The 22,687-nt window shown below is 71.4% G+C and carries 25 protein-coding genes; 13 read left to right on the top strand and 12 right to left on the bottom strand.

All coding sequences use genetic code 11. The features are described 5' to 3' along the window. Positions 1-131: 131 nt before the first annotated feature. The gene (locus OG714_RS23435; RefSeq protein WP_406123773.1) at positions 132-509 is read left to right on the top strand and encodes a hypothetical protein; all 378 of its coding nucleotides are present in this window, start codon (positions 132-134) and stop codon (positions 507-509) included. A 159-nt stretch (positions 510-668) separates the two neighbouring features. Next, positions 669-1,205, top strand: coding sequence for a DUF5994 family protein (locus tag OG714_RS23430; protein WP_406123771.1), 537 nt, complete (start codon positions 669-671; stop codon positions 1,203-1,205). Here the strand turns inward: OG714_RS23430 and OG714_RS23425 are convergent. Continuing rightward, a complete protein-coding gene (locus OG714_RS23425) occupies positions 1,189-2,013 on the bottom strand; it encodes a SigB/SigF/SigG family RNA polymerase sigma factor (protein WP_406123769.1) in 825 nt (274 codons plus the stop codon). The two genes, OG714_RS23430 and OG714_RS23425, sit on opposite strands and share 17 nt — an antisense overlap. Positions 2,014-2,265: 252 nt before the next feature. On the opposite strand from OG714_RS23425, the gene OG714_RS23420 reads away from it, so the two are divergent. After that, entirely contained in the window at positions 2,266-2,940 is a 675-nt protein-coding gene (locus OG714_RS23420) for a hypothetical protein (protein ID WP_406123768.1), read from the top strand. Positions 2,941-3,084: 144 nt separating this feature from the next. Here the strand turns inward: OG714_RS23420 and OG714_RS23415 are convergent, their stop codons facing one another. From OG714_RS23415 to OG714_RS23400, 4 genes are all read right to left on the bottom strand, one after another. Beyond that, complete coding sequence (locus OG714_RS23415) at positions 3,085-3,474, bottom strand: ANTAR domain-containing protein (RefSeq protein WP_406123766.1); 390 nt, start codon at positions 3,472-3,474, stop codon at positions 3,085-3,087. 81 nt (positions 3,475-3,555) lie between these two features. Continuing rightward, positions 3,556-3,888, bottom strand: a complete 333-nt coding sequence (locus tag OG714_RS23410; RefSeq protein ID WP_406123764.1) for an SCO4225 family membrane protein — start codon at positions 3,886-3,888, stop codon at positions 3,556-3,558. A 42-nt stretch (positions 3,889-3,930) separates the two neighbouring features. Beyond that, the gene (locus OG714_RS23405) at positions 3,931-4,638 is read right to left on the bottom strand and encodes a response regulator (RefSeq protein WP_406123763.1); all 708 of its coding nucleotides are present in this window, start codon (positions 4,636-4,638) and stop codon (positions 3,931-3,933) included. After that, on the bottom strand, positions 4,635-6,998 hold the full coding sequence (locus OG714_RS23400) for a histidine kinase (protein WP_406123761.1): 2,364 nt from the start codon (positions 6,996-6,998) through the stop codon (positions 4,635-4,637). Before OG714_RS23400 ends, OG714_RS23405 begins: the two co-directional genes overlap by 4 nt. Positions 6,999-7,210: 212 nt before the next feature. Between OG714_RS23400 and OG714_RS23395 the strand changes: the two genes are divergently transcribed. The 4 genes from OG714_RS23395 (at position 7,211) to OG714_RS23380 (ending at position 13,738) form a co-directional block, all read left to right on the top strand. Beyond that, positions 7,211-7,669 carry a DUF5707 domain-containing protein gene (locus OG714_RS23395; RefSeq protein ID WP_406131918.1) on the top strand — a complete coding sequence of 153 codons (459 nt, stop codon included), beginning with the start codon at positions 7,211-7,213 and terminating at the stop codon, positions 7,667-7,669. Between the two features lie 141 nt (positions 7,670-7,810). Beyond that, positions 7,811-8,257 carry a DUF3052 domain-containing protein gene (locus OG714_RS23390; protein WP_406123760.1) on the top strand — a complete coding sequence of 149 codons (447 nt, stop codon included), beginning with the start codon at positions 7,811-7,813 and terminating at the stop codon, positions 8,255-8,257. A 127-nt stretch (positions 8,258-8,384) separates the two neighbouring features. Further along, positions 8,385-9,278, top strand: a complete 894-nt coding sequence (locus OG714_RS23385) for a glycosyltransferase family 2 protein (protein WP_406131917.1) — start codon at positions 8,385-8,387, stop codon at positions 9,276-9,278. 440 nt (positions 9,279-9,718) lie between these two features. Further along, the gene (locus OG714_RS23380; RefSeq protein WP_406123758.1) at positions 9,719-13,738 is read left to right on the top strand and encodes a BTAD domain-containing putative transcriptional regulator; all 4,020 of its coding nucleotides are present in this window, start codon (positions 9,719-9,721) and stop codon (positions 13,736-13,738) included. Positions 13,739-13,760: 22 nt separating this feature from the next. On the opposite strand, the gene OG714_RS23375 is transcribed toward OG714_RS23380, so the two are convergent. The 3 genes from OG714_RS23375 to OG714_RS23365 all read right to left on the bottom strand — a co-directional run bounded on the left by OG714_RS23375 (position 13,761) and on the right by OG714_RS23365 (position 16,942). Then, entirely contained in the window at positions 13,761-15,449 is a 1,689-nt protein-coding gene (locus tag OG714_RS23375) for a bifunctional 3'-5' exonuclease/DNA polymerase (protein ID WP_406123756.1), read from the bottom strand. Positions 15,450-15,496: 47 nt separating this feature from the next. Further along, a complete protein-coding gene (locus OG714_RS23370) occupies positions 15,497-16,213 on the bottom strand; it encodes a Clp protease N-terminal domain-containing protein (RefSeq protein ID WP_406123754.1) in 717 nt (238 codons plus the stop codon). Between the two features lie 105 nt (positions 16,214-16,318). Then, on the bottom strand, positions 16,319-16,942 hold the full coding sequence (locus OG714_RS23365; RefSeq protein ID WP_406123753.1) for an HAD family hydrolase: 624 nt from the start codon (positions 16,940-16,942) through the stop codon (positions 16,319-16,321). A 209-nt stretch (positions 16,943-17,151) separates the two neighbouring features. On the opposite strand from OG714_RS23365, the gene OG714_RS23360 reads away from it, so the two are divergent. Next, positions 17,152-18,270, top strand: a complete 1,119-nt coding sequence (locus tag OG714_RS23360) for a DUF2786 domain-containing protein (RefSeq protein WP_406123752.1) — start codon at positions 17,152-17,154, stop codon at positions 18,268-18,270. A gap of 6 nt (positions 18,271-18,276) precedes the next feature. Here the strand turns inward: OG714_RS23360 and OG714_RS23355 are convergent, their stop codons facing one another. The 4 genes from OG714_RS23355 to rpmB form a co-directional block, all read right to left on the bottom strand. Next, positions 18,277-18,798, bottom strand: coding sequence for a DUF4232 domain-containing protein (locus tag OG714_RS23355; protein WP_406123751.1), 522 nt, complete (start codon positions 18,796-18,798; stop codon positions 18,277-18,279). 98 nt (positions 18,799-18,896) lie between these two features. Next, positions 18,897-19,370, bottom strand: coding sequence for a hypothetical protein (locus OG714_RS23350; protein WP_406123749.1), 474 nt, complete (start codon positions 19,368-19,370; stop codon positions 18,897-18,899). 151 nt (positions 19,371-19,521) lie between these two features. Continuing rightward, positions 19,522-19,827 (bottom strand): 30S ribosomal protein S14, encoded by a 306-nt coding sequence (gene rpsN, locus OG714_RS23345; RefSeq protein WP_406123747.1) that lies wholly within the window; start codon positions 19,825-19,827, stop codon positions 19,522-19,524. Further along, on the bottom strand, positions 19,827-20,063 hold the full coding sequence (gene rpmB / locus OG714_RS23340; RefSeq protein ID WP_403600661.1) for a 50S ribosomal protein L28: 237 nt from the start codon (positions 20,061-20,063) through the stop codon (positions 19,827-19,829). Before rpmB ends, rpsN begins: the two co-directional genes overlap by 1 nt. Before the next feature lie 75 nt (positions 20,064-20,138). On the opposite strand from rpmB, the gene rpmG reads away from it, so the two are divergent. The 5 genes from rpmG (at position 20,139) to OG714_RS23315 (ending at position 22,648) form a co-directional block, all read left to right on the top strand. Beyond that, complete coding sequence (rpmG, locus tag OG714_RS23335) at positions 20,139-20,303, top strand: 50S ribosomal protein L33 (RefSeq protein ID WP_200691314.1); 165 nt, start codon at positions 20,139-20,141, stop codon at positions 20,301-20,303. 5 nt (positions 20,304-20,308) lie between these two features. Then, positions 20,309-20,557, top strand: a complete 249-nt coding sequence (locus OG714_RS23330) for a type B 50S ribosomal protein L31 (protein ID WP_406123744.1) — start codon at positions 20,309-20,311, stop codon at positions 20,555-20,557. Between the two features lie 2 nt (positions 20,558-20,559). Beyond that, complete coding sequence (locus OG714_RS23325; RefSeq protein WP_406123742.1) at positions 20,560-21,894, top strand: GTP-binding protein; 1,335 nt, start codon at positions 20,560-20,562, stop codon at positions 21,892-21,894. A gap of 2 nt (positions 21,895-21,896) precedes the next feature. Next, positions 21,897-22,142: a 30S ribosomal protein S18 gene (gene rpsR / locus OG714_RS23320; RefSeq protein WP_406123740.1), complete on the top strand. Its 246-nt coding sequence runs from the start codon at positions 21,897-21,899 to the stop codon at positions 22,140-22,142. A 287-nt stretch (positions 22,143-22,429) separates the two neighbouring features. Further along, on the top strand, positions 22,430-22,648 hold the full coding sequence (locus OG714_RS23315; RefSeq protein ID WP_051105974.1) for a DUF397 domain-containing protein: 219 nt from the start codon (positions 22,430-22,432) through the stop codon (positions 22,646-22,648). The last annotated feature ends 39 nt before the right edge of the window (positions 22,649-22,687 follow it).

The raw sequence follows: 22,687 nt of genomic DNA, 5'->3' as shown, positions 1-22,687 counted from the left end.
GCGGGAACGAGGTGGTCGTGTGCGGTCGGCTGCGCTCGCCGGGCCGTCCGTACCGTGGTCGTGGTCGTGCGCGATGATGACGACCTGGGCGAAAACGGGGGCGCTGTATGGCAGTTGAGGGTGTTCATCCGGTGAATCCGGCCCGTCTGATCCGTGACGAGGACCCGTGGCAGTCCACGCCGGGGTGGTCCGGCCGTGCGCATGTGCGGGTCTGGCGGGCGGAGTTGGGGCGGGTGGTCGTGGTGGTCAGTGGGCTTGGTGTGGAGGGTGAGCTGGGGACCGTTGTTCCGCTGCTTCGTGGGGAGTATCCGGACGACACGGTCGATTTCTTCTTCCATCGTCCGATGGACTGGGCGGCTCCGGCGTACTACGCCCAGCTGACGTCGGGTGACGACGGGACGGTGGCCGTGGCGCGCATCGCGGGTGATGTCCTGGCCGCGCGTCTTGGGCCCAGTCTGTACGAGACCGAGGACCCGGACGATCACTCGACCGGGTGGGGTGGTGCCTGAGCGGGTGGAGCGCCGGGGACGGAGAGCGGGCGGTTGGTACCTGGGGAGTACGCTCGAAGTCACCGAGGGTATTCCGCGCACCGGCCTCCATGCCCGTGTCGTTTTCGGCGATCGAATACGCCGGGCCGGTCGCGATCGGCCCAGAGCAGGGTTCGCGTCATGACTGCGCCCGTTTCCATCACGCCGACGCCCGAGGACGGGATGACTGTCCCCGCCGCTCCCGCCTCCGCCCTTACCCCCGACCTTCCGCTTCGTATGTCGCTGGCTCCGCTCGGGTCGGCGCCCGCTCTGCTGGACGGCGCCTGGTGGCCCCGGTCCCGGGATCTGGCGGCGGAGCTTCCCCCGCTGGTCGCCGTGCTCGACTCGTTGTGGGGGCGGATCACGCGGGTCACGGTGAATCCCACGCACTGGCCGGCCGCCTTCCCGCGCAAGGTGCCGGTCGAGGGGCATGTCGTGAAGGTGGGCTGGTTCCTGGCCGAGCAGGACCCGCACCAGCTGCTGCTCCTGTCGTACCGGACGAGTCGCTGGGACCTGCTCGTCGTACCCCCTGAGACGGACCCCACCACGGCGGCCTGGCTGATGACCGCCGCGAGTGATCCGTCGCGTACGTCGACCGGGAGTGAGCTGGTCGCGGAGGCGGCGAACATGCCGAGTCCCGCTATGACCACGCCGAGTGCCGTTACGACGCCCTCCTGAACGCGCGCGGTTCGGCCATCACCTGGTCGTGCAGGCGGGCGCAGGTGCGGGTGATCAGGCGGGAGACGTGCATCTGGGAGACGCCGAGCTGGAGACCGATGCGGGCCTGGGTCATCTCGCAGTAGAACCGCATGTAGAGGATCTCGCGCTCACGCTCGGGCAGCGCCCGCAACAGGGGGCGCAGGGCCTCGCGGTTGACGATCAGGTCGAAGTCGGGCTCGATGTCGCCGAGGGTGTCGGTCAGCGGGTGGCCGTCCGTGGGGTGGCCGGGTACGGCGTCCAGGGACCAGGCGGTGTAGGCCTCCAACGCCCCCTGGCCCAGCCGTACTTCGGCCTCCGTCAGTCCGGTGTGCGCGGCGATCTCCTGGACGCCGGAGATCGTCCCGCCCCGCGTGGCGCTCAACTCGTGGTCGGCGGAACGGACTTGACCGCGCAACTCCTGCACCCGGCGCGGGACGTGGACGACCCAGAGTTCGTCACGGAAGTGCCGCTTCACCTCGCCGAGGATCGTCGGGATGGCGAAGCTGGGGAAGGCCGTACCGAGACTCGGGTCGAAGCGTGACACCGCCTTGACCAGGCCGAGTTGGGCGACCTGCGTGAGATCCTCGGCGGACTCGCCGCGATGCCGGAAGCGCCGGGCCAGCCGTACGGCCATCGGCATCCACGCGCACACCACTTCCTGGCAGAGCGCCGCCCGCTCCGGGCCGTCCGACAGGGCGGCGATACGGCGGAACGATTCGGTGGTGTCGGGGGAGTCGTCGTAGGAACGCTTGGTGGTACGGGTCTTACGGGTGCGTTCGGCCTGCATGGGGACGTGCTCCCTCATCGGTGGTGTCACTCACCGTGGGGTCGGCAGACCGCAGCACACTGGGGAGCAGCGAACACCGCTCCCACGGGGGTGCCTCCGGTCCGAAGCACACCGGAGGAGTGCCCGGGGGGACGGCTTTCAAACAGGCTCATTCGAACGGGTTTTCGTGATACCCGTGGCTATGCTGCTGTACAGACGTCCCAGACCCCGGCGCCGCACCACCCCACCGAGTCTTCTGAACCGAGGCGTCTCATGAGCAGCCCGCTGCAAGCGCACGAACCCGAAGGCCAGAAGCCGGAGCCGACCGTCATGGGCGTGGCGGACGCCATGGACACGGTGCGGCTGCGCCGGCTGAACCGCTGGCAGGCCGAGGGCCTGCGGGAGGATCTCGCGGATCTGTACGTGGAGTCCTCCGACGCGGAGGCGGGCGAGGAGTTCAACGACCGGCAGAAGTTCCTGCTCCGGCTCGCCGACGACGTGAAACTGCCCGGCTTCGACATGCTCGTCGCCGAGGCGGCGGCCCTGGCCGGGTGCGTCTGCGGTTTCTCCGTGCCGCGCGACGGGTCGTGGTGGCAGGGGTTCGAGGGGCCGCTGCCGCAGAACCTGGAGCAACTCACCGCGTCCGGGCATGTGTTCGCGATCCTGGAGACCCTCGTCCATCCGCACCAGCACGCGCGCGGGCTCGCCCGTCTGATGCAGGAGCGGCTGCTCACCGACCACCAGGCCTCGCTGGGCGTCACGTTGGTCGACGAGCCCGCCCGGTGGATCCTGGCCGCCCTGAAGGGCTGGGGGTGGCGGGAGGTCGGGCGGATCCAGCGCGAGGACGACTCAACACCCGTACGCGTGCTGGTACTTCCGCTCGGTGAGCGTACGGAGGACCATCCGGACGGGCTGGCGCACAACGACCGGACACAACGTCCCGAGTAGGTCCGCCAGTTCACGTAGATTGCGGGCTGTTTAGGTTCCGCGGGCCGGGCTACCCAGCAGGGGCGTCCGTCGGCCGTTCTGGACGAAGGCACCGGAGAGTTGGAACCACAGCTCCCGGTGCCGACCCCATCCACACCTGATCTGCTACGGCCGTTCCGCCGCGTGGAGGCGGCGCAGTGCGCGGCGCAACTCCCGTTGGATCTGGGCCGGCAGCGTCTGGTCCTCCGTCGTGGCGACCAGTGCCGCCGCCACGGCCCGGAGCTTGATGTTGCAGTGCTGGGAGACGCCCACCAGCAGGTCCCAGGCCTTGTCGCTGGAGCACGGGGCGAGGGCCATCACCATGCCGCGTGCCTGGTCGATCACCGCCCGGGTCTCCAGGGCCACCGTCAACTGCGCGTTCTGGACGCGTAGTTGGAGCAGTTCGGTCAGCAGGGCCGGGTCGGGGGGCGGGGGAACGGCCGTCAACAGGGGGCGTAGGGACCGTTCTTCGTGGGTTGTGGTCGGTTGGTGCGTGGTGCAGGGCGCGTGCCTCATGCCGCAGTCCTTCGACGCGGTGGTTGTGCCCGATGCGAAGCAGGGCGAACACCGCGGCCTCAGCCTAGCCCCGCCCGGGGCTCAGCGGGTCGCGTCCGGCTGGTTGCCGCGGCGCAGGGCGCGGGCGCACCAGCCGATGATCGAGGCGTTCACCAGTGCGCCGAAGACGACGGCGACGATGAACATGGCCTTGCCTTCCGGCAGTACGAGGAGCACGAGGCTGGCCGGGGCGGTGGCGAGGACGGGGATGACGCCCGCCATGGACTCGCCCGAGTCGTCCATGACGGTCACGACGACCGTCCAGACGACTATGGCCACGCAGATGCCGAGGTAGGCGAGGGCGAAGGGGTCGCGGAGGTTCTGGCCGAGTCGGTGCAGCGGGGAACGGGCGCTGTGGGCGTCGGTATGGGGCATGGCTGTACTCCTGAGTGCCGGTGGCTGAAGGGGTGTTGGCGGTCAGAGGTGGTCCGCGCCTGGCGGGTTCGGGCGGGTGATGCCCAGGTCGTAGGCGAGGATCGTGGCCTGGACGCGGTCGCGCAGGCCGAGTTTGCGGAGCAGCGCGTTGACGTGGGACTTGACCGTGCCGACGGTGATGTCCAACTCCGCCGCGATCTCCGCGTTGTTGAGGCCGGAGGCGAGCAGGGCGAGGACGTTGCGCTGGCTGCCGGTGAGGCTCTCCAGTTCACGCGGGCCGTTCCCGGAGCCGGAGTTGGGGTCGGAGGAGCGGAATCCCGTGCCCGCCCCTGACGCGTAGTGGCCGATCAGCCGCCGGGTCGCGGACGGGGCGAGCACGCTCTCGCCGCTCGCCACCACCCGGATGCCGTCGAGGAGTTCGGAGGCGTGCACGTCCTTGAGGAGGAAGCCGGAGGCTCCCGCGCGCAGGGCGTCGAAGACGTAGGCGTCGAGGTCGAAGGTGGTCAGCACGAGGACGCGCGGCGCGTCCTCCCGGGCGGTGATGATCCGGGTCGCGGCGATACCGTCCAGTTCGGGCATCCGTACGTCCATCACGACGACGTCGGGGGCGAGTTCGGCGGCCAGGACCACCGCGGTGGCGCCGTCGGCGGCCTCGCCCACGACCGTCATGTCGTCCTCGGCGTCGATCACGGCGGCGAAGCCCGCCCGGACGATGCCCTGGTCGTCGACGACCAGCACCCTGAGGCTCATCGTTGTCTCTCCTCGCCGTCCGGCGCCGCGAGCGGCAGCCGGAGATGGACCGTGCCCGGTGGGCGGCCGGCCGTCAGGGTGCCGCCGAGCGGCGCGATCCTTGCCGCCAAGCGGTCCCGTACGGCGGTGCCGGCGGCGCGGGGTACGCCGGTGGCCGTGATCGTCAACGTAGCGTCGTCCGCGTCGAGTTCGAGTACGGCGGGGTCGTTGTCGCCGGTCGCCAGGAGGGTTTCGGCGACGTGGTAGGCGGCGAGGTCCACTTCGGTGGGGAGCCGTTCCGGTACGCGGTCGGTCACGCGTATCTGTACGTCTCGGCCGGTGGCCCGGCACTGGTGTGCCAGCAAGTCGAGGGCCTGGACGGTGGGTTGGGGGCGCAGGGCGGGGGTTGTCGTCTCGTCGGCGTCCCGGACCGCGTCCAGGAGGGCGCGCATCGCTGCGAGGGCCTCTCGGGCGCGGTCGGCTGTCGCGTCGAGGTGGCCTGCCTCGGCTTCCGTGATCATGTCTGCGGTGCGGGCCAGGACGGTGGTTTCCAGCCCTGCTGCGATACGGCGGCGTTCGGCCCAGGCGTCTCTTACGGCTTCCTCGGTCCAGGTGGCCAGTTGTTCTGATTGGGCGCCCTGGGTTGCCTTGTTGCGTTGGGCGATCAGGGATCCGGCGTAGTAGGCCGCGCCAATTGCCAGTGCGGTAGCGGTAGTTGCCGCCGTGGCCACCGCCCAGGTGGGGGTGGTTGTGCCTCGGTGCAGGATGGCGATCGTCAGGGCGGTGGCGTGTGCGGCTGTGGCTGCGATGAGGAAGACAGAGAGAGGGGCCTGAGGTAGTCGGCAGGTGCGCGCTCGTGGGGGCTGGTTGCGCCCCGCGGCGGAGCCGCAAATCGATACAGCCCCGCGCCCCTTAAAGGCCGTGAGGGCAGCGCATGTTGCCAGCATGCTCAGTGTTGGTGGGAGCAGTACCGGGCCTGTGTAGTTGCCCGTGCTCATCGCCAGGGGCCATAGCAACGCCAAGCCGATCAAGGCCAGTTGAACAGTCCTCGGTGCTCTGCGCAGCCATAGCAGTGCCACCGCCTGGGCTGCTGCCAGCAAGGTGAACAGGACTCCCGCCGACACATGCGTGCTGGTCGATGTCGAGTCCGCGCGGATGATCAGGACCGGTAGCAGGGGCTGGAAGCACAGGCCGAACGCGGCGACGACCTGGGCTGCGCGGTAGCTGCGCGGGACGACGTGTTCCACCGGGGCCGCCGTACGGCCGGGGAGGATCGCGCGTACCTCCCAACCGCCCTCCGGTGTCGGGCCGGTGGTCAGGGTGCCGCCTGTCTCCCGGGCCCGGGAGCGGAGGAAGCCCTGGCCTCGGCCGCCGCCCAGGCCCGCGCCGTGGGCCGGGGTGCCGGACGGCGGGGCCGCGCTGGTGATCACGATGTCGGTGCGGGTGTCGCCGTAGCGGACGGTCACCGTGGTGTGGGCGCCGGGAGCGTGGCGGGCCACGTTGGTGAGGGCCTCGCGGACGATGCCGTAGGCCGCGTCCGCGACGGCGCCGTCGGGGAGGGGCTCGATCTCGTGGTCGACCGGTTGGTTGAGGCGGCGGAAGCCCGCGATCAGGGAGAGCAACCGCTCCTCGGGGGAGGGGAGTTCCTCGCGGGACGGGGCCGGGGCGCGGACCGCGCTCAGTGCCCGGGTGACCTCGCGGCCCGTCTCGGTCGCGAACTCCAGTGCCTCGGCGGCGAGTTCGGGACGGCGTTCGCGCAGGCCGAGCGCGGCGCCGGCGGTGACGACCACGGCGGTCAGATGGTGGGCGCTGACGTCGTGCAACTCCCGCTCCATACGGCGCCGTTCGGCCGCCGGGAGCCGGTGGCGCTCGGTCTCGGCGCGGTTCAGGAGGAGTTCGGCCGCTTGTCGGGCGCGACGGGTGCGGCGTACGGAGAAGCCCGCGCCGCACGCGGTGGCGTAGAGCAGGGTGATCAGGACCAGGTCGAGACCGTTGTTGTCGCTGAGCCCGTGCAGGGTGATGTCCTGCAGGAACTGCCAGAGCGCGAGCGTGACCACGCACAGGACCGTGGTGAAGGTGTCGCGCTCGGCCGCCACCGTGAACAGGGCGAGCGCGACGCCCGCGGTGCCGAAGACCGCCATCGCCCCGGTGGGCAGCGGGCCGGCGCCCACCGCGCAGGCGGCGGCGACCACGATGAGCGTGATCACCGGACGGGTCCGGCGCAGCGCGAGCGCGGCCGTCACGGGTCCCGCGACCAGGGCGGCCACGAGCAGGTCGGCCGCGGTCGGCACGGTGCCGCGCAGCAGCGGAGCCACCGGCCACACCAGGGCCTGGGCACAGATCAGCAGGACCGGGAGCAGCCGGTCGTCGGTTCGTTTCATGACACTCAAAGGCTATGGGCCCAGGTGAACGGCCCGGCTCAGGCTGAGGGGGGATTCCGGTCCCGCCCTCTCTATCTCTGGTTCAACGCGGCAACCGTCCTTGGGCCCGAGGACCGGGCCCCGTCCCGCTCCTAGGCTCGATCACATCGAGGGAAGCGGTCGACCACCGCCTCCCACACCATCCACACCACACAGGGGGACCTCTCATGTCCATGTCCAAGCGCGCTCTCCTCTTCTCCCTCGCCGGCGTCGCCGCGGTCGGCGGAGTCGTCGCCGGCGGTCTCGCCGCGTCCGCCGCCTCGGCAGCCCCCGAGAAGCCGGCCCTGGAGAACGGCTCGGCCCACTACACCGCCCCGTCCGCGAGTGGCGCCGGCTCCTTCACCTACACCGTGGACGTCAGTGACGACTCGGGCATCCGCGGCCTCAAGGTCGTTGCGTGGCCCGCGAGTTCGAAGCTGGACCCGACCGAGGCCGACCTGCGGTCCGTCGAGTCCGCGACGTGCAAGAGCACCTCGGACGACACCTCCCGCTGCACCTACACGTTCAAGGTCACCAAGAAGGAGGCGGCCGACGCGGCCAAGGGCACCTGGTACGTCTCGGCGCTCGCCACCGCCAAGGACGGCGACACGACGTTCGTGTCCAAGGCGGCGACCTTCGACGTCGCGGGCTGACGTCGCCGGCTGATACCGGCACGTCGACACCAGCACGCGGTCACTGGTACGCGCTCACCAGTACGCGGTCATTTGGGATACGGTGCCCCGTCTCGGTCGAGACGGGGCGCCGGTCGTTGTCGTGGAAGGCGGTAGAAGAACATGGTCAACTCCCCTGCTGCGGCCGGAGGTTACTCCGGCACCCCGCTCGCCAAGAAGATCGGCGTCAAGCCAGGCCACCAGGTCCACCTGCACCATGCCCCCGCCCCCTGGACCGTCCCCGGGCTCCCCGCCGACTGCGAGGTCGCCGCCGGTGGGCCGCGCGGCGCGGACGTCACGGTCGCCTTCTACCGAGAGCGGAAGCAACTGGACGCGGAGGCGCAGGAGTTGGTGCTCGGCCTCGCCGACACCGCCATGCTCTGGATCGCCTGGCCCCGCAAGGCCGCCGGGCATGTCAGCGACATCGGCGAGAACGACCTGCGCGACGTCTTCCTCCCGCTCGGTGTCGTCGACGTGAAGGTCGCCGCGCTGGGGGACGACTGGTCGGGGCTGAAGTTCGTGCGGCGGAGGGAGAACCGGCAAAGCCACAACAAAGGTCCCGCAAAATGAACTTGAGTCGGAGCAACCGGCCGACCTGAGGCAACATCTTGGTGAACGGTGAGTGCTGCGCGGTCAGGGCGCGGGCATCGCCGGATCGCTGGATGGAGCGAGAGACGTGCCGGATGGAGTGAGCGACGTGGTCGGACCGAGGATCGCCGTCGCCGTGGTGACCATGGGAAACCGGCCCGCCGAGGTCGACGCGCTGCTCGAGTCCGTGGCCAAGCAGGACCTGCCGCCCACCCGCATCGTGATCGTCGGAAACGGCTGCCGGCTCCCGGAGTTCACCGACCGGCTCTCCCTGCCCGGTGAGGTCACGACCATCGACCTCGACGAGAACCTCGGCTGCCCCGGCGGCCGCAACGTGGGTCTGGCCCGGCTCCGCGCGTTCGGTGACGTGGACGTCGTGGTGGAACTCGACGACGACGGACTGCTCGTCGACGCGGACGTGCTGCGCCGCGTGCGCGATCTGTACGCGGCCGAACCCCGCCTGGGCATCGTCGGGTTCCGGATCGCCGACGAGCACGGCGAGACCCAGCGGCGCCATGTGCCGCGGGTCGGCGCGGGGGATCCGATGGAGGGCGGGTACGTCACCGGGTTCCTCGGCGGCGGGCACGCGCTGAGCATGGCGATGCTCGCCGAGACGGGGGACTGGCCGGCCGAGTTCTTCTTCGCGCACGAGGAGACCGACCTCGCCTGGCGGGCCGCCGACGCCGGCTGGAGCATCCTGTACGCCCCCGAACTGCTCCTCCAGCACCCCAAGACCTCGCCCGCCCGGCACGCCATCTACTACCGGGTCACCGCCCGCAACCGCGTCTGGCTGGTCCGCCGCCGGCTCCCGCTCGCGCTGATCCCGGTGCACCTGGGCGTCTGGACGCTGCTCACCCTCGTACGGACGCGGTCGGTCGCCGGGCTGCGGGCGTGGTTCGGCGGGTTCGTGGAGGGCGTGCGTGAATCGGCGGGGGAGCGGCGGCCGATGCGCTGGCGGACGGTGTGGCGGCTGACGCGGCTGGGACGCCCGCCCGTCATCTGACCAACCCGTAGTGCCCCGTAGTACCTCAGCTGTGCCCGTAGTACCTCGGATGTAAGGGACGAGGGCCCCGGTCGTTCACCTCCGCCGACCGGGGCCCTCTCGCGTCCCCGGACCCGGCCGCGACGGCGACACTCCCCCGAGTTGCGCGTCGTACGCGCGCACCGTCGGGCCAGATCCGATGATGTGATCACATCAGGTCGCACCAACGGATCGCTAACATGTGGCCAAGGGTGCGCACGATGCTCCTGGGCCGCGTGGCCTGAAGTCGCCGGGCGGCGACGGGAGACGGCCGGTACGGTAACGGATTCCGGCGTTCGGCGCCCGGGACAAGGTGGCGGGAAACCGTCGTGAACAGGGCGGATATCCGCCAAGGACGGCGGAACCTCCGCCGCGGAGCACGGCCGTGAGCGGCCGCGCGGAAGGGTGACGGGTTCGGTGTGATGTGGTGCGAGCTCCGGTTCGGACTGCTGGGCACGCCCGTTCTCTTCAACGCCGACGCCGGTGTCGAAACCGACGCCGACGCCAACGTCAGTGCCATTGGCTACGGCGATTCCGTGCACCCGATCGGCAGCCCCAAGGTGCGGGTCCTGCTCGCCGCGCTGCTCCTGGAGGCCGGCCGGGTGGTCTCCGTCGAGGCACTCAAGGACGCCCTGTGGGGTGACTCGCCGCCGGCGTCGGCGCACGCGTCGCTGCACAACCACGTGACCCGCCTGCGCCGCCTCCTCGACGACCCCGAACGGTTGCGCGCGGTACCGCCCGGCTATGTGCTCCGCGTCGACGAGGGCGAGTTGGACGTCCACGTCTTCGAGTCCCACGTCGCCGCGGCCCGCACCGCGCACGCGGCGAAGGACTGGCCGGTCACCGTCCGCGCCTGCACGGCGGCCCTCGCCCTCTGGCGCGGCACCCCGCTCAGCGGCCTCCCCGCCGAACTCGGCGGCTACGCCTTCGCGCAGCGCCTGGCCGAGGCCCGCCTCCTCGTCCTCGAATGGCGCTACGACGCGGAGTTGGCCCTGGGTGGCGTACGACTCGGCGCTCTCGTACCCGAGTTGGCCGCGCTGGTCGCCGACCATCCGCTCCGCGAGTCGTACCACCGCCAGTTGATGCTCGCCCTCCACCACACCGGCCGCCAGGCGGAGGCACTCGCCGTCCACCGCGACCTCCGTAACCGCCTGATCGAGGAGCTCGGCATCGAGCCGGGGGCGGGGGTTCGGGGGGCGCATGCGGAGGTGTTGCGGGGGGTGGGGGTTCGGGACGGAGATGAGGGCGGGGAGGTGCGGGAGCCGTGGGACTTGCCGCGAGGGGCGGCAACGGGGTGGGCAGCGGGTGCGGAACGGGCGGCGGGCGTCGATTGCGTCGAGGGCGCCGGGCGCATCGGGGGTACTGGGCCCATCGGGGGTACTGGGCGCGCTGGCGACGTTAGGAGCACCGGGGGCGCCGATCGCGCCGGTCGCACCGAGCAGACGGATCGCACCGGGCCGACCGGGGGCGTCGGTCGCGCCTTGGCTCCGGGGATCGTCGAGGTTCCGGGGCAGGACGGAGCCGCCGAGGCCACCGGAACCGCTGACGCCACCGGCGTGGGCGAGGTCACCGGCGTGGACGAGTCGGTCAACGCGCCTCACGCGTCTGCGCCTCGCGCGCCCGCGTCCGAGTACCAGGCCTCCGCGCACCACGTCCCCGACTCTCAGGCCTTCGCGTCCGGCACCCACGACGCCGAGGCCCCTGCGCACCACGTCCCCGACGCCCAGGCCCCCGCGTCCGGCGCCCACGACGCCGAGACCCCTGCGTCCCACGTCCTCGACTCCGAGGCCCCTGCACCCGACGCCCGCGACTCCCAGACCTCCGCGTCCAACGCCCCCTACGCCCAGGCCCCCGCGCCCGACGCCCGCCAGCCCAACACCCGCGAGCCCCTTGCCCCTGTGTCTGGCGCCCCCGAGCCCATCACCCCAGAGACGATCGCCCCCAAGCCCAGCACCTCCAACCCCACCAAGCCCAGCACCTCCACGCCCTCCACCCTCACCACGCCCGCCCTCACCACTCCCACCCCCCGAGACCAGCCCACCCCCCACTCACCCCCCTCGCTCCACCCACCCTCCTCACCCCCCTCCCCCCGCCCCGCCCAACTCCCACCCCCACCAGCCCACTTCACCGGCCGCACCGACACCCTCCGTGCCCTGCACGCCACCCTCGCCCCCCTCTCCGCCGCCCCCGGAACCCAACCCCTCGTCGTCATCAGCGGCATGGCCGGCGTAGGCAAGAGCGCCCTCGCCCTGCACGCGGCCCACGCGTTGCGGAACCGTTTCCCCGACGGGCAGTTGTACGTGAACCTGCACGGTGCCACCCCCGGCATGACCCCCTTGGCCGTCGGCCAGGCACTCCACGCCCTGCTACGCGACCTCGGTGCCGAACCGCGTCACATCCCCGAACACCCGGACGCGGCAACGGCGTTGCTCCGCTCCCTGCTCGCCCCGACCCGCACGCTGATGGTGCTGGACGACGCCGAGAACGCCGCTCAGGTACGGCCGTTGCTGCCGGCCGGCCCCGGCTGCGCAGTGATCGTCACCAGCCGTTCGCCGCTGACCGCGCTCGACGGTGCCCGCCGCTTTCCGCTGGCGCCCCTGCCCTGCGAGGACAGCGCCGCACTGCTCCGCGCGGTCTCTGGTCGCGACGGCCTCGACGCGACCCACCCGCTCGTCGAACTCACTGGCCGCCTCCCGCTCGCCCTGCGCGTCGTCGCCGCCCGACTGGCCGCGCGCCGGGCCCTCACCCCGGACGTCCTGGCCGGTCAACTGGCAGCCACGGAAGGCCGGTTGCATCACCTGGAGTACGACGACCTCAGCGTTCGCCGTTCCCTGGCCGTGGCCCACGACGCCCTCGCCGCCTCCGACCGCGAGACCGACCGCGACGCGGCCCGCACCCTGCGCCACATCGGCGCCCTCGACCTCCCGTCGTATGGCGCCTCCCTGCTTGCCCGCATCGCCGACACCAACGAACGCCGCGCCGCCGCCGCCCTCGACCGCCTCGTCGACGTAGCCCTCCTGGAGGAGACGGCCTATGGCCGCTACACCCCCCACGACCTGATCCGCGACTTCGCCCGCGAACTGGCGCAGGGTGAGCCCCGCAGCGCCGTCACGAACACCGAGCCACCCAGCGCCACCGCAGCCACCGAACCACCCGGCGCCCTCATCGAAACGGACCTCGCCGAACCCGCCCTGACGGAACCCGAGTTCACGGGACCCACCCCCGCCGAACCCGACCCCGTATCAACCGCCCTCGCCTGGTACGCCGCCCACGCCGAACGCGCCCTCACCGCGATCGTCGAACCGGGCCTGGACCAGGACGACCGCCGTCGGCCGACCGCCGCGCAGCCCCTCGACCACTCCACGGAGGTGGCGGCCACCACCCCCTTCCCCCGTTCCGAAGACGCCTTCGCCTGGGGGGACTTGGAGCTGGAGAACGTGGTGGTGCTGGTGACCCGGTACCACGACACCTCCGATCCCGGTCTCCACCGGACCGCCCACGTCTCGACCCTCGTCCGGCTCCTCTTCCCCTACGTCCTGCGCAGTGGCCGTGTCGCCGAGATGGAGGTGCTCGGCCGGGCCGCTCTCGGTGCGGCCCGGCGGCTCGGGGACGCGGCGGCGGAGGCGTACGCGCTGGGGGATCTCGCCGGACTGCACTTCCTGACCGGCCGGCAGAACGAGGCCCTCGGTCTCAACGACCAGGCCCTGGAGATCTGGTGGCGGCTCGACGAGGTCTCCTGGATCCGCCGCTGCCTCAACAACCGCGGCCTGCTCCTCGAAGGCCTGGGCCGCTACGCCGAGTCGGGCGTCGCCCTGCGCCAAAGCCTCGCCCACTCACGGCAGTTGAACGACCCGTACGGCGAGGCAGTGACCCACAGCCACCTCGGCAACCTGTACGAGCACACCGACCCCCGCGCCGCCATCGAGCAGCACCGCCGCTCCCTGGCCATCGGCGACGAGATCGGCGCCGTCATCGTGCAGCACTCCGCGCACTGCAACATCGGCTACGCCCGCCTCACCCTCGGTGAACCGGCCGCCGCCGTACCGCACTTCGAGGAGAGCCTGCGCATCCTCGGCGGCCACGGCGACTGGCACGGCGAGTCGCAGACCCGCCTCGGCCTGGTCCGCGCCCTCCGTCTCCTCGGCCGCACCGAACGCGCCGACACCGCACAGACCGACACCGCCCAGGCCCACACCGCCCAGGCCCACACCGAACGCGCCCACACCGAGTGCGCCGAACTCCTCCGCCGCGCGGACGCCCGCGCCGACCGCTACATGGGCGGCCTCGCCCGGCACCAACTTGGCCTGCTGCTACGGGAACAGGGCCGCGAGCAGGAGGCGTACGACCAATGGCGGGCAGCCCTCGACGCACTCGACGGGACGGACGAGAAGGCCGTCGTCCAGGAACTCGGCGAGCTGTTGTCGCAGCGTGACGCGCGTTGACAACCCGAATCCCTGCCCCGCCCTACTTGGCATCGGCGTAACACTCGACCACCGCCACCGTGAAGGGAAACCGCACCGGTGTCTCCCCGAACGTCAGCCGTCCGGCGAGGTCGGCCGCCGCCTGTATCGCGGCGGCCACGGTCTCGGCCTCCGCCTCGGGGCAGTGCACGATCACCTCGTCGTGCTGGAAGAAGACCAGCTCGGCCGCCAGTTCCGCACAGGAGCGCCGAAGCGCGGCCAGCATGAGGAGGGCCCAGTCCGCCGCGCTGCCCTGGACGACGAAGTTGCGGGCGAAACGGCCCCGGGCGCGGGAGTTGGTGGACGCGTAACCGGGCACCCAGCCCTGGTCGGTGGGGGCCGCGACGGGATCGTCCTGGGGGATGCCCGCCTCCTCTCCCGCGTCCTCGCCCCCGGCCACCGGCGGGCAGGTCCGGCCCAGCCAGGTCCGTACGAGCCGCCCCTCCTCGCCCGCCTTCGCGGCGTCGTCGACGTACGCCACCGCCTTGGGGAACCTCCGTCTGAGCGCGGCGAGGTTCTTGAGGCCGTCGCCGGAGGTCTGGCCGTAGACCGCGCCGAGCACGGCGATCTTGGCCTGGTCGCGGTCGCCGGAGAAGGCGCGGTCGGAGACGGACTGGTAGAGGTCGGTGGCCCGGCCGGCCACCTCCATCAGCCCGGGGTCGCGGGAGATCGCGGCGAGGACGCGCGGTTCCATCTGGTCGGCGTCGGCGACGACGAGCCGCCAGCCCGGGTCGGCGACCACGGCACGCCGGATGACCTTGGGGATCTGGAGCCCGCCCCCGCCGTTGGTGACCCAGCGCCCGGTGACGGTCCCGCCCGCGATGAACTCCGGCCGGAACCGCCCGTCCCGCACCCAGTCCTGCAACCAGGACCAGCCGTGGGCCACCCAGATCCGGTACAGCTTCTTGTACTCCAGCAGCGGCTTCACGGCGGGATGGTCTAGGGACTGGATCTCCCAGCGCCGGGTCGACTTGACCTTGATCCCGGCCTCGGCGAAGGCCTTGACCACATCGGCGGGCAGATCCGGCCGCACCCGTCTCCCGAAGGCGACGGACACCTCGTCCGCCAGCTCGGCGAGCCGCCGCGGCTCCCCGCCGCCCGCATACCGCTCGCCCAGCAACTCGTGCAGCATCTCCCGGTGCACATCGGCGCTCCACGGCAGCCCCGCCCGGTTCATCTCGGCGGCGACCAGCATCCCGGCCGACTCGGAGGCGGTGAGCAGCCGCATCCGGTCGGGGTGCGTGGCGGCGTCGTGCCGCCGCTGCTGCTCGGCGTACACGGCGAGCAGGTCGGTCAGGGGGAGATGGACACTCTGCGGCTCGAAGAGCGAGGGCTGCGCACCAGGCTCGGCGGCCCGCTGCGGCGGATCCGGCGGTACGGCCCCACCACGCAACCGGGCCAGCGCTGCCACCGCCGACCGCGGCTCACCGTGCCGCCCCTCGTGCCCGAGCAGCAGCGTCTCGGCGTCCTCGACGTCGTAGCACCGCTCCACCCGCACCCCCGCGGCGAGCAGCACCGGATACACCTCGGCCGTGGACCGCCACACCCACCGGCCCACTTCAGGACGCCCGCGCACGGCCTCGACGAGATCCGCCTCCCGCCGCACCGCAGCCGCGGGCAGCCCGTCAGGACCGAGGGCGGCGACCTCCACACCACCACCCTCGGCCGGAGCGAGCGCCCAGCGATCGGTCATGTCCGCGAGTGTGGCAGGCGGCACTGACAATCCCCGTGACCTGCGGCTCAGCCCTGCAGCCGGTTGAGCATCTCGGCGATGTGCCCTTCGGTCGTGGGCTTGTCGATGCCCAGGCCGTTCAGCACGCCCTCGCCGTTCTCGTGCTCCAGCACGGCGAGCAGGATGTGTTCGGTACCGATGTAGTTGTGGCCCAGGCGCAGGGCCTCGCGGAAGGTGAGTTCGAGGATCTTCTTGGCGTCGGGGCCGTAGGGGACGAGGTCCGGGACCTCGTCGGCGGCGGGCGGGAGCGCGGCGGTGGCGGCCTGGCGTACGGAGTCCAGGACGACCCCCTGCGCGACGATCGCCTTGGCCGCCAGGGCGTCCGGTTCGGCGAGCAGACCGAGGACCAGGTGTTCGGGCCGGCCCTCGGGGTTGCGGGCGGCGATGGCTTCGTTGTGCGAGGCCATGACCACGTTGCGGGCGCGCGGGGTGTACCGGCTGAACCCCTGACTGGGATCGAGGTCGACCGACTCCTTGGCCACGAAGCGCTTCTGCGCCGCCTGCCGGGTGACGCCCATGCTCTTGCCGATGTCCGTCCAGGACGCCCCGGAGCGCCGGGCCTGGTCGACGAAGTGCCCGATCAGATGGTCGGCCACGTCGCCCAGGTGATCGGCGGCGATGACCGCGTCCTGGAGCTGGTCGAGCGGTGCGGGGTGGACCTTCTTGATGGCGTCGATGAGGTCGTCGAGACGTACGGATGAGGTGACGTTCGGGTTGGTCGTCATGTGTCAACCCTAGGTTGACAGGGTGTGGGTGTCAACTCTTGGTTGACAGTCGGCTCGAAGGTGGGGCGCGATCAAGTCCGGTGTCACTCTCGATCCCGTACGGCGTCATCCTCGGCGCAGCAACGGCGCGACCGCGTCCCGGAGTTGACCGACGTGCTCGTAGTGCAGCCCCGTCAGCCCGGCCTCCCTGGCCGCGACCACATGCCCGAGGGTGTCGTCGACGAACAGGCAGCGCGGCGCCTCGACTTCGACGCGCCGTGCGGCCAACTCGAAGACGCGCGGGTCCGGCTTGGCCACCCCGACGCGGGAGGTGTTGACCACCGCGTCGAACGCGTCGGACAGCCCGACCGAGGCGAGGTAAGTCTCCAGCCGGGTGGTCGCGTTGGAGACGAGGACCACGGGCACCGTGCGCCGCACTTCGGCGAGCAGTTCCATCACGTCGGGGTCGACCCGGCCGGTGAGCGCGCTCCACGCGTCCACCAGTTCACGGGCCCGCTCGGCCGATCCGCAGGCGGGCGTCAGGCCGTCGGCGATCCGGCACCGCCACTCCTCGTCGCCCAACTGCCCTGTCACGGCCGCCTGTAGCAGCCCGCCCTCGAACGCGGCCCCGGCCAACGTCCCCTCGGCCAGCCCCCACGCCCGGTCCAGCGCACTCATCCCGTCCGGATCCCACACGTGCACGACCCCGTCGAAGTCGCACAGCACGGCGTCGAACGGCAAGGTCTCCATACGATGCGATCCTGCCAGTCGCCGCACTCCGCACTCCTCCTAACGCCCGTAGTTCTGACGGGAGTTGGTTATCCACAGGGTGTGGACGAGTGGGCCGCTTCGACACCGGTCGAAACGGGATCAGTACCGCAGATCGGCACAACACACCCTCCAGCCCCGTCAGGCACACTCCAACCTCACCCCCTCCCACCCCATGACACGATCAAGCCGTGAGCAGCAAGACCACCACCGTCGAGCGCGCCTTCGAGGCCGCCCTCTACAACGACACCCACGACGCCCTCGACGCGGGCGCCTCGATCCTCGCCGCCGACCCCGCGGCGGACCCCGAACTCGCCCGCCGGGGCCGGGAGTTCGTGGCGGGGGCATGGCGACGCGGCTGGCAGCCCGCAGATGTCGTACGGCTGGTGCGGCGGGAGTTGGAGGACGTACACGTACGACTCGTCTCGGCGCTGATCCGCGAGCAGGCGCCGGACGACCGGGCGCGCGGCCCCCGTTGGAAGGCCCAGCTCGACGAACTGACCGCCGACGCGCCGCCACCCCGCACGGACCGTTTCACGCACGCCACCACCGTGCTGGAGCTGTACCGCCTGCTGCTGCGGCTGCCGAGCCTCGAACCCCTCGACGAGCACGAACCGAAACGGCACGAGAACCGCCGCCCCGCCTCCCGCATGCTCACCCGCATCCGCGCGCTGCTCGCGAAGGCGGAGGCGACCGGGTTCCCGGAGGAGGCGGAGGCGCTGAGTGCCAAGGCGCAGGAGCTGATGGCGCGGCACAGTATCGACGAGGCGCTGCTCGACGCGCAGGCGCCGGCGAAGGACGCGCCCGGCGCGTGCCGGATCGGGGTCGAGGCGCCGTACGAACAGGCGAAGGCGGTGCTGCTGGACGCGGTCGCCGGGGCGAACCACTGCCGGGCCGTGTGGAACGAGGCCTTCGGTTTCTCGACCGTCGTCGGGTTCGAGGGCGACCTGGAGGTGGTCGAGCTCCTCTACACCTCGCTCCTCGTGCAGGCCACGACCGCGATGACACGGGCGGAGGCGGCCCAGCGGGCGGGCGGCCGCCGGCGGACCAAGACCTTCCGGCAGTCGTTCCTCGCGGCCTACGCCCACCGCATCGGGGACCGGCTGGCGCGGGCCGCCGAGACACAGGTGACCGACGACCTGCTCCCGGTGCTCGCCACCCGCGAGGTCGCCGTCACCGACCGCGTCGACGCGATGTTCCCGGAGACGACCACGACCCGCCTGCGCGGGGTCACCGACGAGGCGGGCTGGACGCAGGGCGCCGAGGCGGCGGACCGGGCCCAGGTCAGGGCCCGACCGCCACTGGACTGACGGACGTCAGTCGCCGGCCTGCGTGAACGCGCTGACCGAGGCGTCCGAGTCGCTCACCGAGGTCTTGCCCTGGACGGGTCCGTACGACCACTTGTAGCTCGCGGTGTCGCTGCTGCCGGGCAGGGTGATGACCACCTTCGTCGCGGCCAGGCTCAGTTTGTCGCCCGCCTTGCCGCGCACGTAGGTGATGGTGAAGGACGCCGCGTCGCCCTTGGCGAGCCTCAGCTTCTGCGCCTTGGCGCCCTTCTGCGTGGAGAGGACGACCTTGGTGCCGCCGCCCTCCAGCGTGGCACCCGGGAAACCGTTCAGGTCACACGGCTTGCTCTGGTTGGTGAGCGAGACGGGCACTTCACCGGTGTCACCGGCGGCCGGAGCGGTACTGGCCGGCCCGACCTGGACGGCGACCCCGTCGAACGAGCAGGCCGACCCGTTCTTGCTGTCGGAGGAACCACCGCCGCCGCCACTGTCGCAGGCGGTCAGAAGCAGAGCCGACGCGAATACGGCGGCGGCGAGGGGAATGGTGCGCATGAGCCGATCATCCCGCACCGAACCCCACTCCGCTGACAGCCCTGCGCCTCAGGAGCCACACCAGGCCCACGTCCCCCGCTACGAGCCCAAGCCCCCGCCTACGACGACCCCAAGCTCGCCGTGGGCAACCCCGTCGGCCACTGCCCGCTCTCCGAGCGCGTGTACGTCTCCTTGCCGAGACTTCCCGACCAGGTGACGGTGAGCCCCGACTTGCTGACGGAGTCGACCATCCCGGTCGCCCGGGTCTTGCTGCCGTCCGTGCACTTGAGGTGGATCATCTGCATGCCCGCCTCCTCACCGGCGGTCCCGCTGCACACGCTCCCGCTCGTGCTGAACATCGCGGCCTGCTTGCCGGTGACCACCAGGGCCACCGCCTTGCCGTCCGTCGTGGCGAGCCAACTGCCCTGCAGCCCGTCGGACGCGGCCGACGGGCTGCTGCTGGAACCTCCGGAGTCCGCGGACGCCGTAGAGGTGGCGGACGCGCTCGGTGTGGACGAGGAGTCGTCCTTGGAGTCGCCGCCGCTGCACGCGGTCAATACGAGCGCACCCGCCAGAGCGGCGCCAACGGCCACGATCCGTACCGCAGACACTCTCGACGCTGCCGACACCGTCGAATTCGCCGTAGTCACTGGTAGCTCCCAAGCTAGTAGCCGGACGCGGACGGCCGCCCGATCGGCGTTGGCCTCGGCCTTGGCCGGAACGACCGCAGCAAGCTACCAGTGGTTACCAGGAGGACTTGCGGACGCCGGGTAGGTATCCGCTGTGAGCCTGCCCGCGCAGGTTCACCCGGGACAGTCCGAACGCACGGAAGTAGCCCCGGGGCCGCCCGTCGACCTGGTCGCGGTTGCGAACGCGCGTGGCACTCGCGTCACGCGGCTGGCTCCGCAACTCCCGCTGCGCGGCGGCCCGTTCGGCCTCCGTCGAACCGGGCCGCCGGATGATCTCCTTCAGCTCGGCCCGCCGCGCCGCGTACCGTGCGACGACCTCCCGCCGCCGTTCGTTCGCCGCGATCTTGCTCTTCTTCGCCATCAGACCCTCACCCCGCGCTCGCGGATCCTGGCCACGGCCGCCTCGACGCCGATCGCGTCGACGGTCTTGATCCCCTTCGTGCTCAGCCGCAGCCGTACGTACCGGCCCTCGCCGGGCAGCCAGTAGCGCTTGGACTGGATGTTCGGGTCGAAGCGGCGCGACGTGCGCCGGTGGGAGTGGGAGATGCGGTTGCCGAAGCCGGGCTGTGCGCCGGTCAGCATGCAGTGGGCGGACACGAGTGACGTACCTCTCCTCGATCGGGGCCGTAGCCGGTGGTGCTAATGGAATTCATTTTCAGTAAGGTATCAGGCATGGCTCGCAACGAACTCCGCCCGGTCATCAAACTCCGGTCCACCGCCGGCACCGGCTACACCTACGTGACCCGCAAGAACCGCCGCAACGACCCCGACCGCCTGACCCTGCGCAAGTACGACCCGGCGGCCGGCCGCCACGTCGACTTCCGAGAGGAGCGCTGACCGAGATGCGCGCGAACACCCACCCGCCCTACGGCCCCGTCGTCTTCCGGGACCGGGCCGCGAACCACGCCTTCCTCACCCGCTCGACGATGACGAGTGCGAAGACGATCGAGTGGGAGGACGGCCACACCTACCCGGTCGTGGACGTCGAGATCTCGGACGTCAGCCACCCCTTCTACACCGGCACGGCCCGCGTCCTGGACACGGCCGGCCGCGTGGAGCGCTTCGAGCGCCGGTACGGGAAGCGGGACTGACGGTGCACGACCTCTCCGTCGCGATCGTCGCCGGCCTCCACACCGACGCCCGCAGAGCGACCGTCGCCCAACTCCTCCACGACGTCCCCGGCAGCGTCGTACTCCACCACGACCTCGCTACGGCGGCTGCCGGCACGGTCGTCCGCACGATCGGGGACGCGACCGGCATCCTCTCCGCCGGCGAGACCCCCCTCGTCAACGACTGTGCGTGCTGCGCACTGCGCGAGGACCTGGTCCCGGAGCTGCGCCGGCTCGCCGCGTCCGGTCAAGTCCGGCTCGCCGTCGTCGAGTTGTGGGACTCCGTCGAGCCCAAGGCGATGGCCGAGGTGATCACGGCCGGCGGCCTCACGGTCACCGGCGTCATCACCGCCGTGGACCCGGCCCTGCTCCTGCCGTACCTCGGCAACGGCGACGACCTCGCCGAGACCGGCCTCGCGGCGGCGGCCACGGACCAGCGGACCGTCGCGGACACCTTCGCCCGGCAGTTGGAGTACGCCCCGGTCCTCGCCGTCCTCGACTCGGAGGAGGCCGACGACGAAGACCGCGAGCTACTGGGGCAGTTGCACCCGACGGCCCGCCAAGTGCCGGTCGGGGGAGGCGACTTGATGAGGAGCAGAAACACCCAGGGCGGTCGCGACGCCCCGGCGCAGGCTCCCACCCCGCCCACCCCCAACCCCCCAGGGGTGCGGGGAACCGCGCGACCAGCCCCCACCGACCCGTACCCCGCACACAACCCAAACCACCCACCCCCACCTCGGTCCCCCCAACGCACCCCGGCCAACACCGCCCCGCCCCCACGCAGCGTTCTCGCCCGCGCAGCCCTCGCCGGGTTCGACGTAGAAGCCGCAGCCGCCGCCCAACATCCCGCCTGCGCGCTCCTCCCCGTCGATGCCGACGCGCACGGTGTGACCACGCTGGTCTGGCATCGGTGCCGGCCCTTCCATCCGGAGCGGCTGTTCGCGGCGTTGGAGGATCTGACCTGCGCCGCGGCCCGTAGCCGGGGGCGGTTCTGGCTTGCCGACAGGCCCGACTCGCTCATCCACTGGGACGCGGCCGGCGGTGCCCTGTGTGTGGAGAGCGCGGGGCCGTGGCTCGCCTCGTTGCCGGACGCCGCCTGGGAGTTGGTGCCGCCGGTGCGTCGTGCCGCCGCCGCGCTCGACTGGCACCCGGAGCACGGGGACTGCTGCCAGCACCTTGTCTTCACTTCCCCCGGTCTCGACCGGGACGGGCTCGAACTGCTCCTGGAGTCCTGCCTGTTGACCGACACCGAGTACGCCGCCGGGCGTACCGCCTGGAAACGCCTTCCGTCCGCCTTCGACGCCTTCCTGGAGATCTGACCGTGCCCCGCAAGCCCGACGGCAAGCCTGACCGCAGGCCTGCCAAGTCCCGTCGTAATCCGCTGGATTCGGCCCGAGTGACGTACATCGACTACAAGGACACCGCCCTGCTGCGGGCGTTCGTCTCCGACCGCGGCAAGATCCGCAGCCGCCGCGTCACCGGCGTATCTGCCCAGCAGCAGCGGCAGTTGGCGGCTGCGATCAAGAACGCTCGGGAGATGGCATTGTTGCCGTACTCGACCCGATAGCCGCCCGGATGGAACATGCGGGCCCCCGTACACGTCTTCCTCAGTACATGTCCTGCCCGGTCGTGGGCAGACGCTGGAACGGCATCGGTAAAGCGGTCGTCAAAGCTGTAACCGGAGGACCACCCCCCGTGCACGTGCATCTGCCCATGCATCTGCACATGAACAGGGCTATGATCCGGAACAGTTGACCACTGCATCAATGGCCACACCAGCCAGTGCACAACCGGGAGCGACCTGTGGACCACCGCGTTGACAGCGTGTACTTGGGGTTCGACGTGTACAACGGCATGGCTGCCACGCAGCTGGACGGAGTGGCCTGGCAGAAGAGCCGGCACAGCAACTCGCAAGGATCCTGCGTGGAGTTCGCGCGGCTGCCCGGCGGAGACGTCGCGGTGCGCAACTCGCGCTTCCCCGACGGTCCGGCGCTCGTCTACACCCGCGCCGAGATCGAGGCGATGCTCCTGGGCATCAAGGACGGCGAGTTCGACCACCTGATAGCGGGTTAGCGGACCGGCGTGCCCACGTGGCGACAACGCGCGTAGAAC

The organism is Streptomyces sp. NBC_00989 (assembly GCF_045162655.1).
Taxonomy (GTDB): domain Bacteria; phylum Actinomycetota; class Actinomycetes; order Streptomycetales; family Streptomycetaceae; genus Streptomyces.
This window is presented reverse-complemented; position numbering and strand designations above follow the sequence as displayed.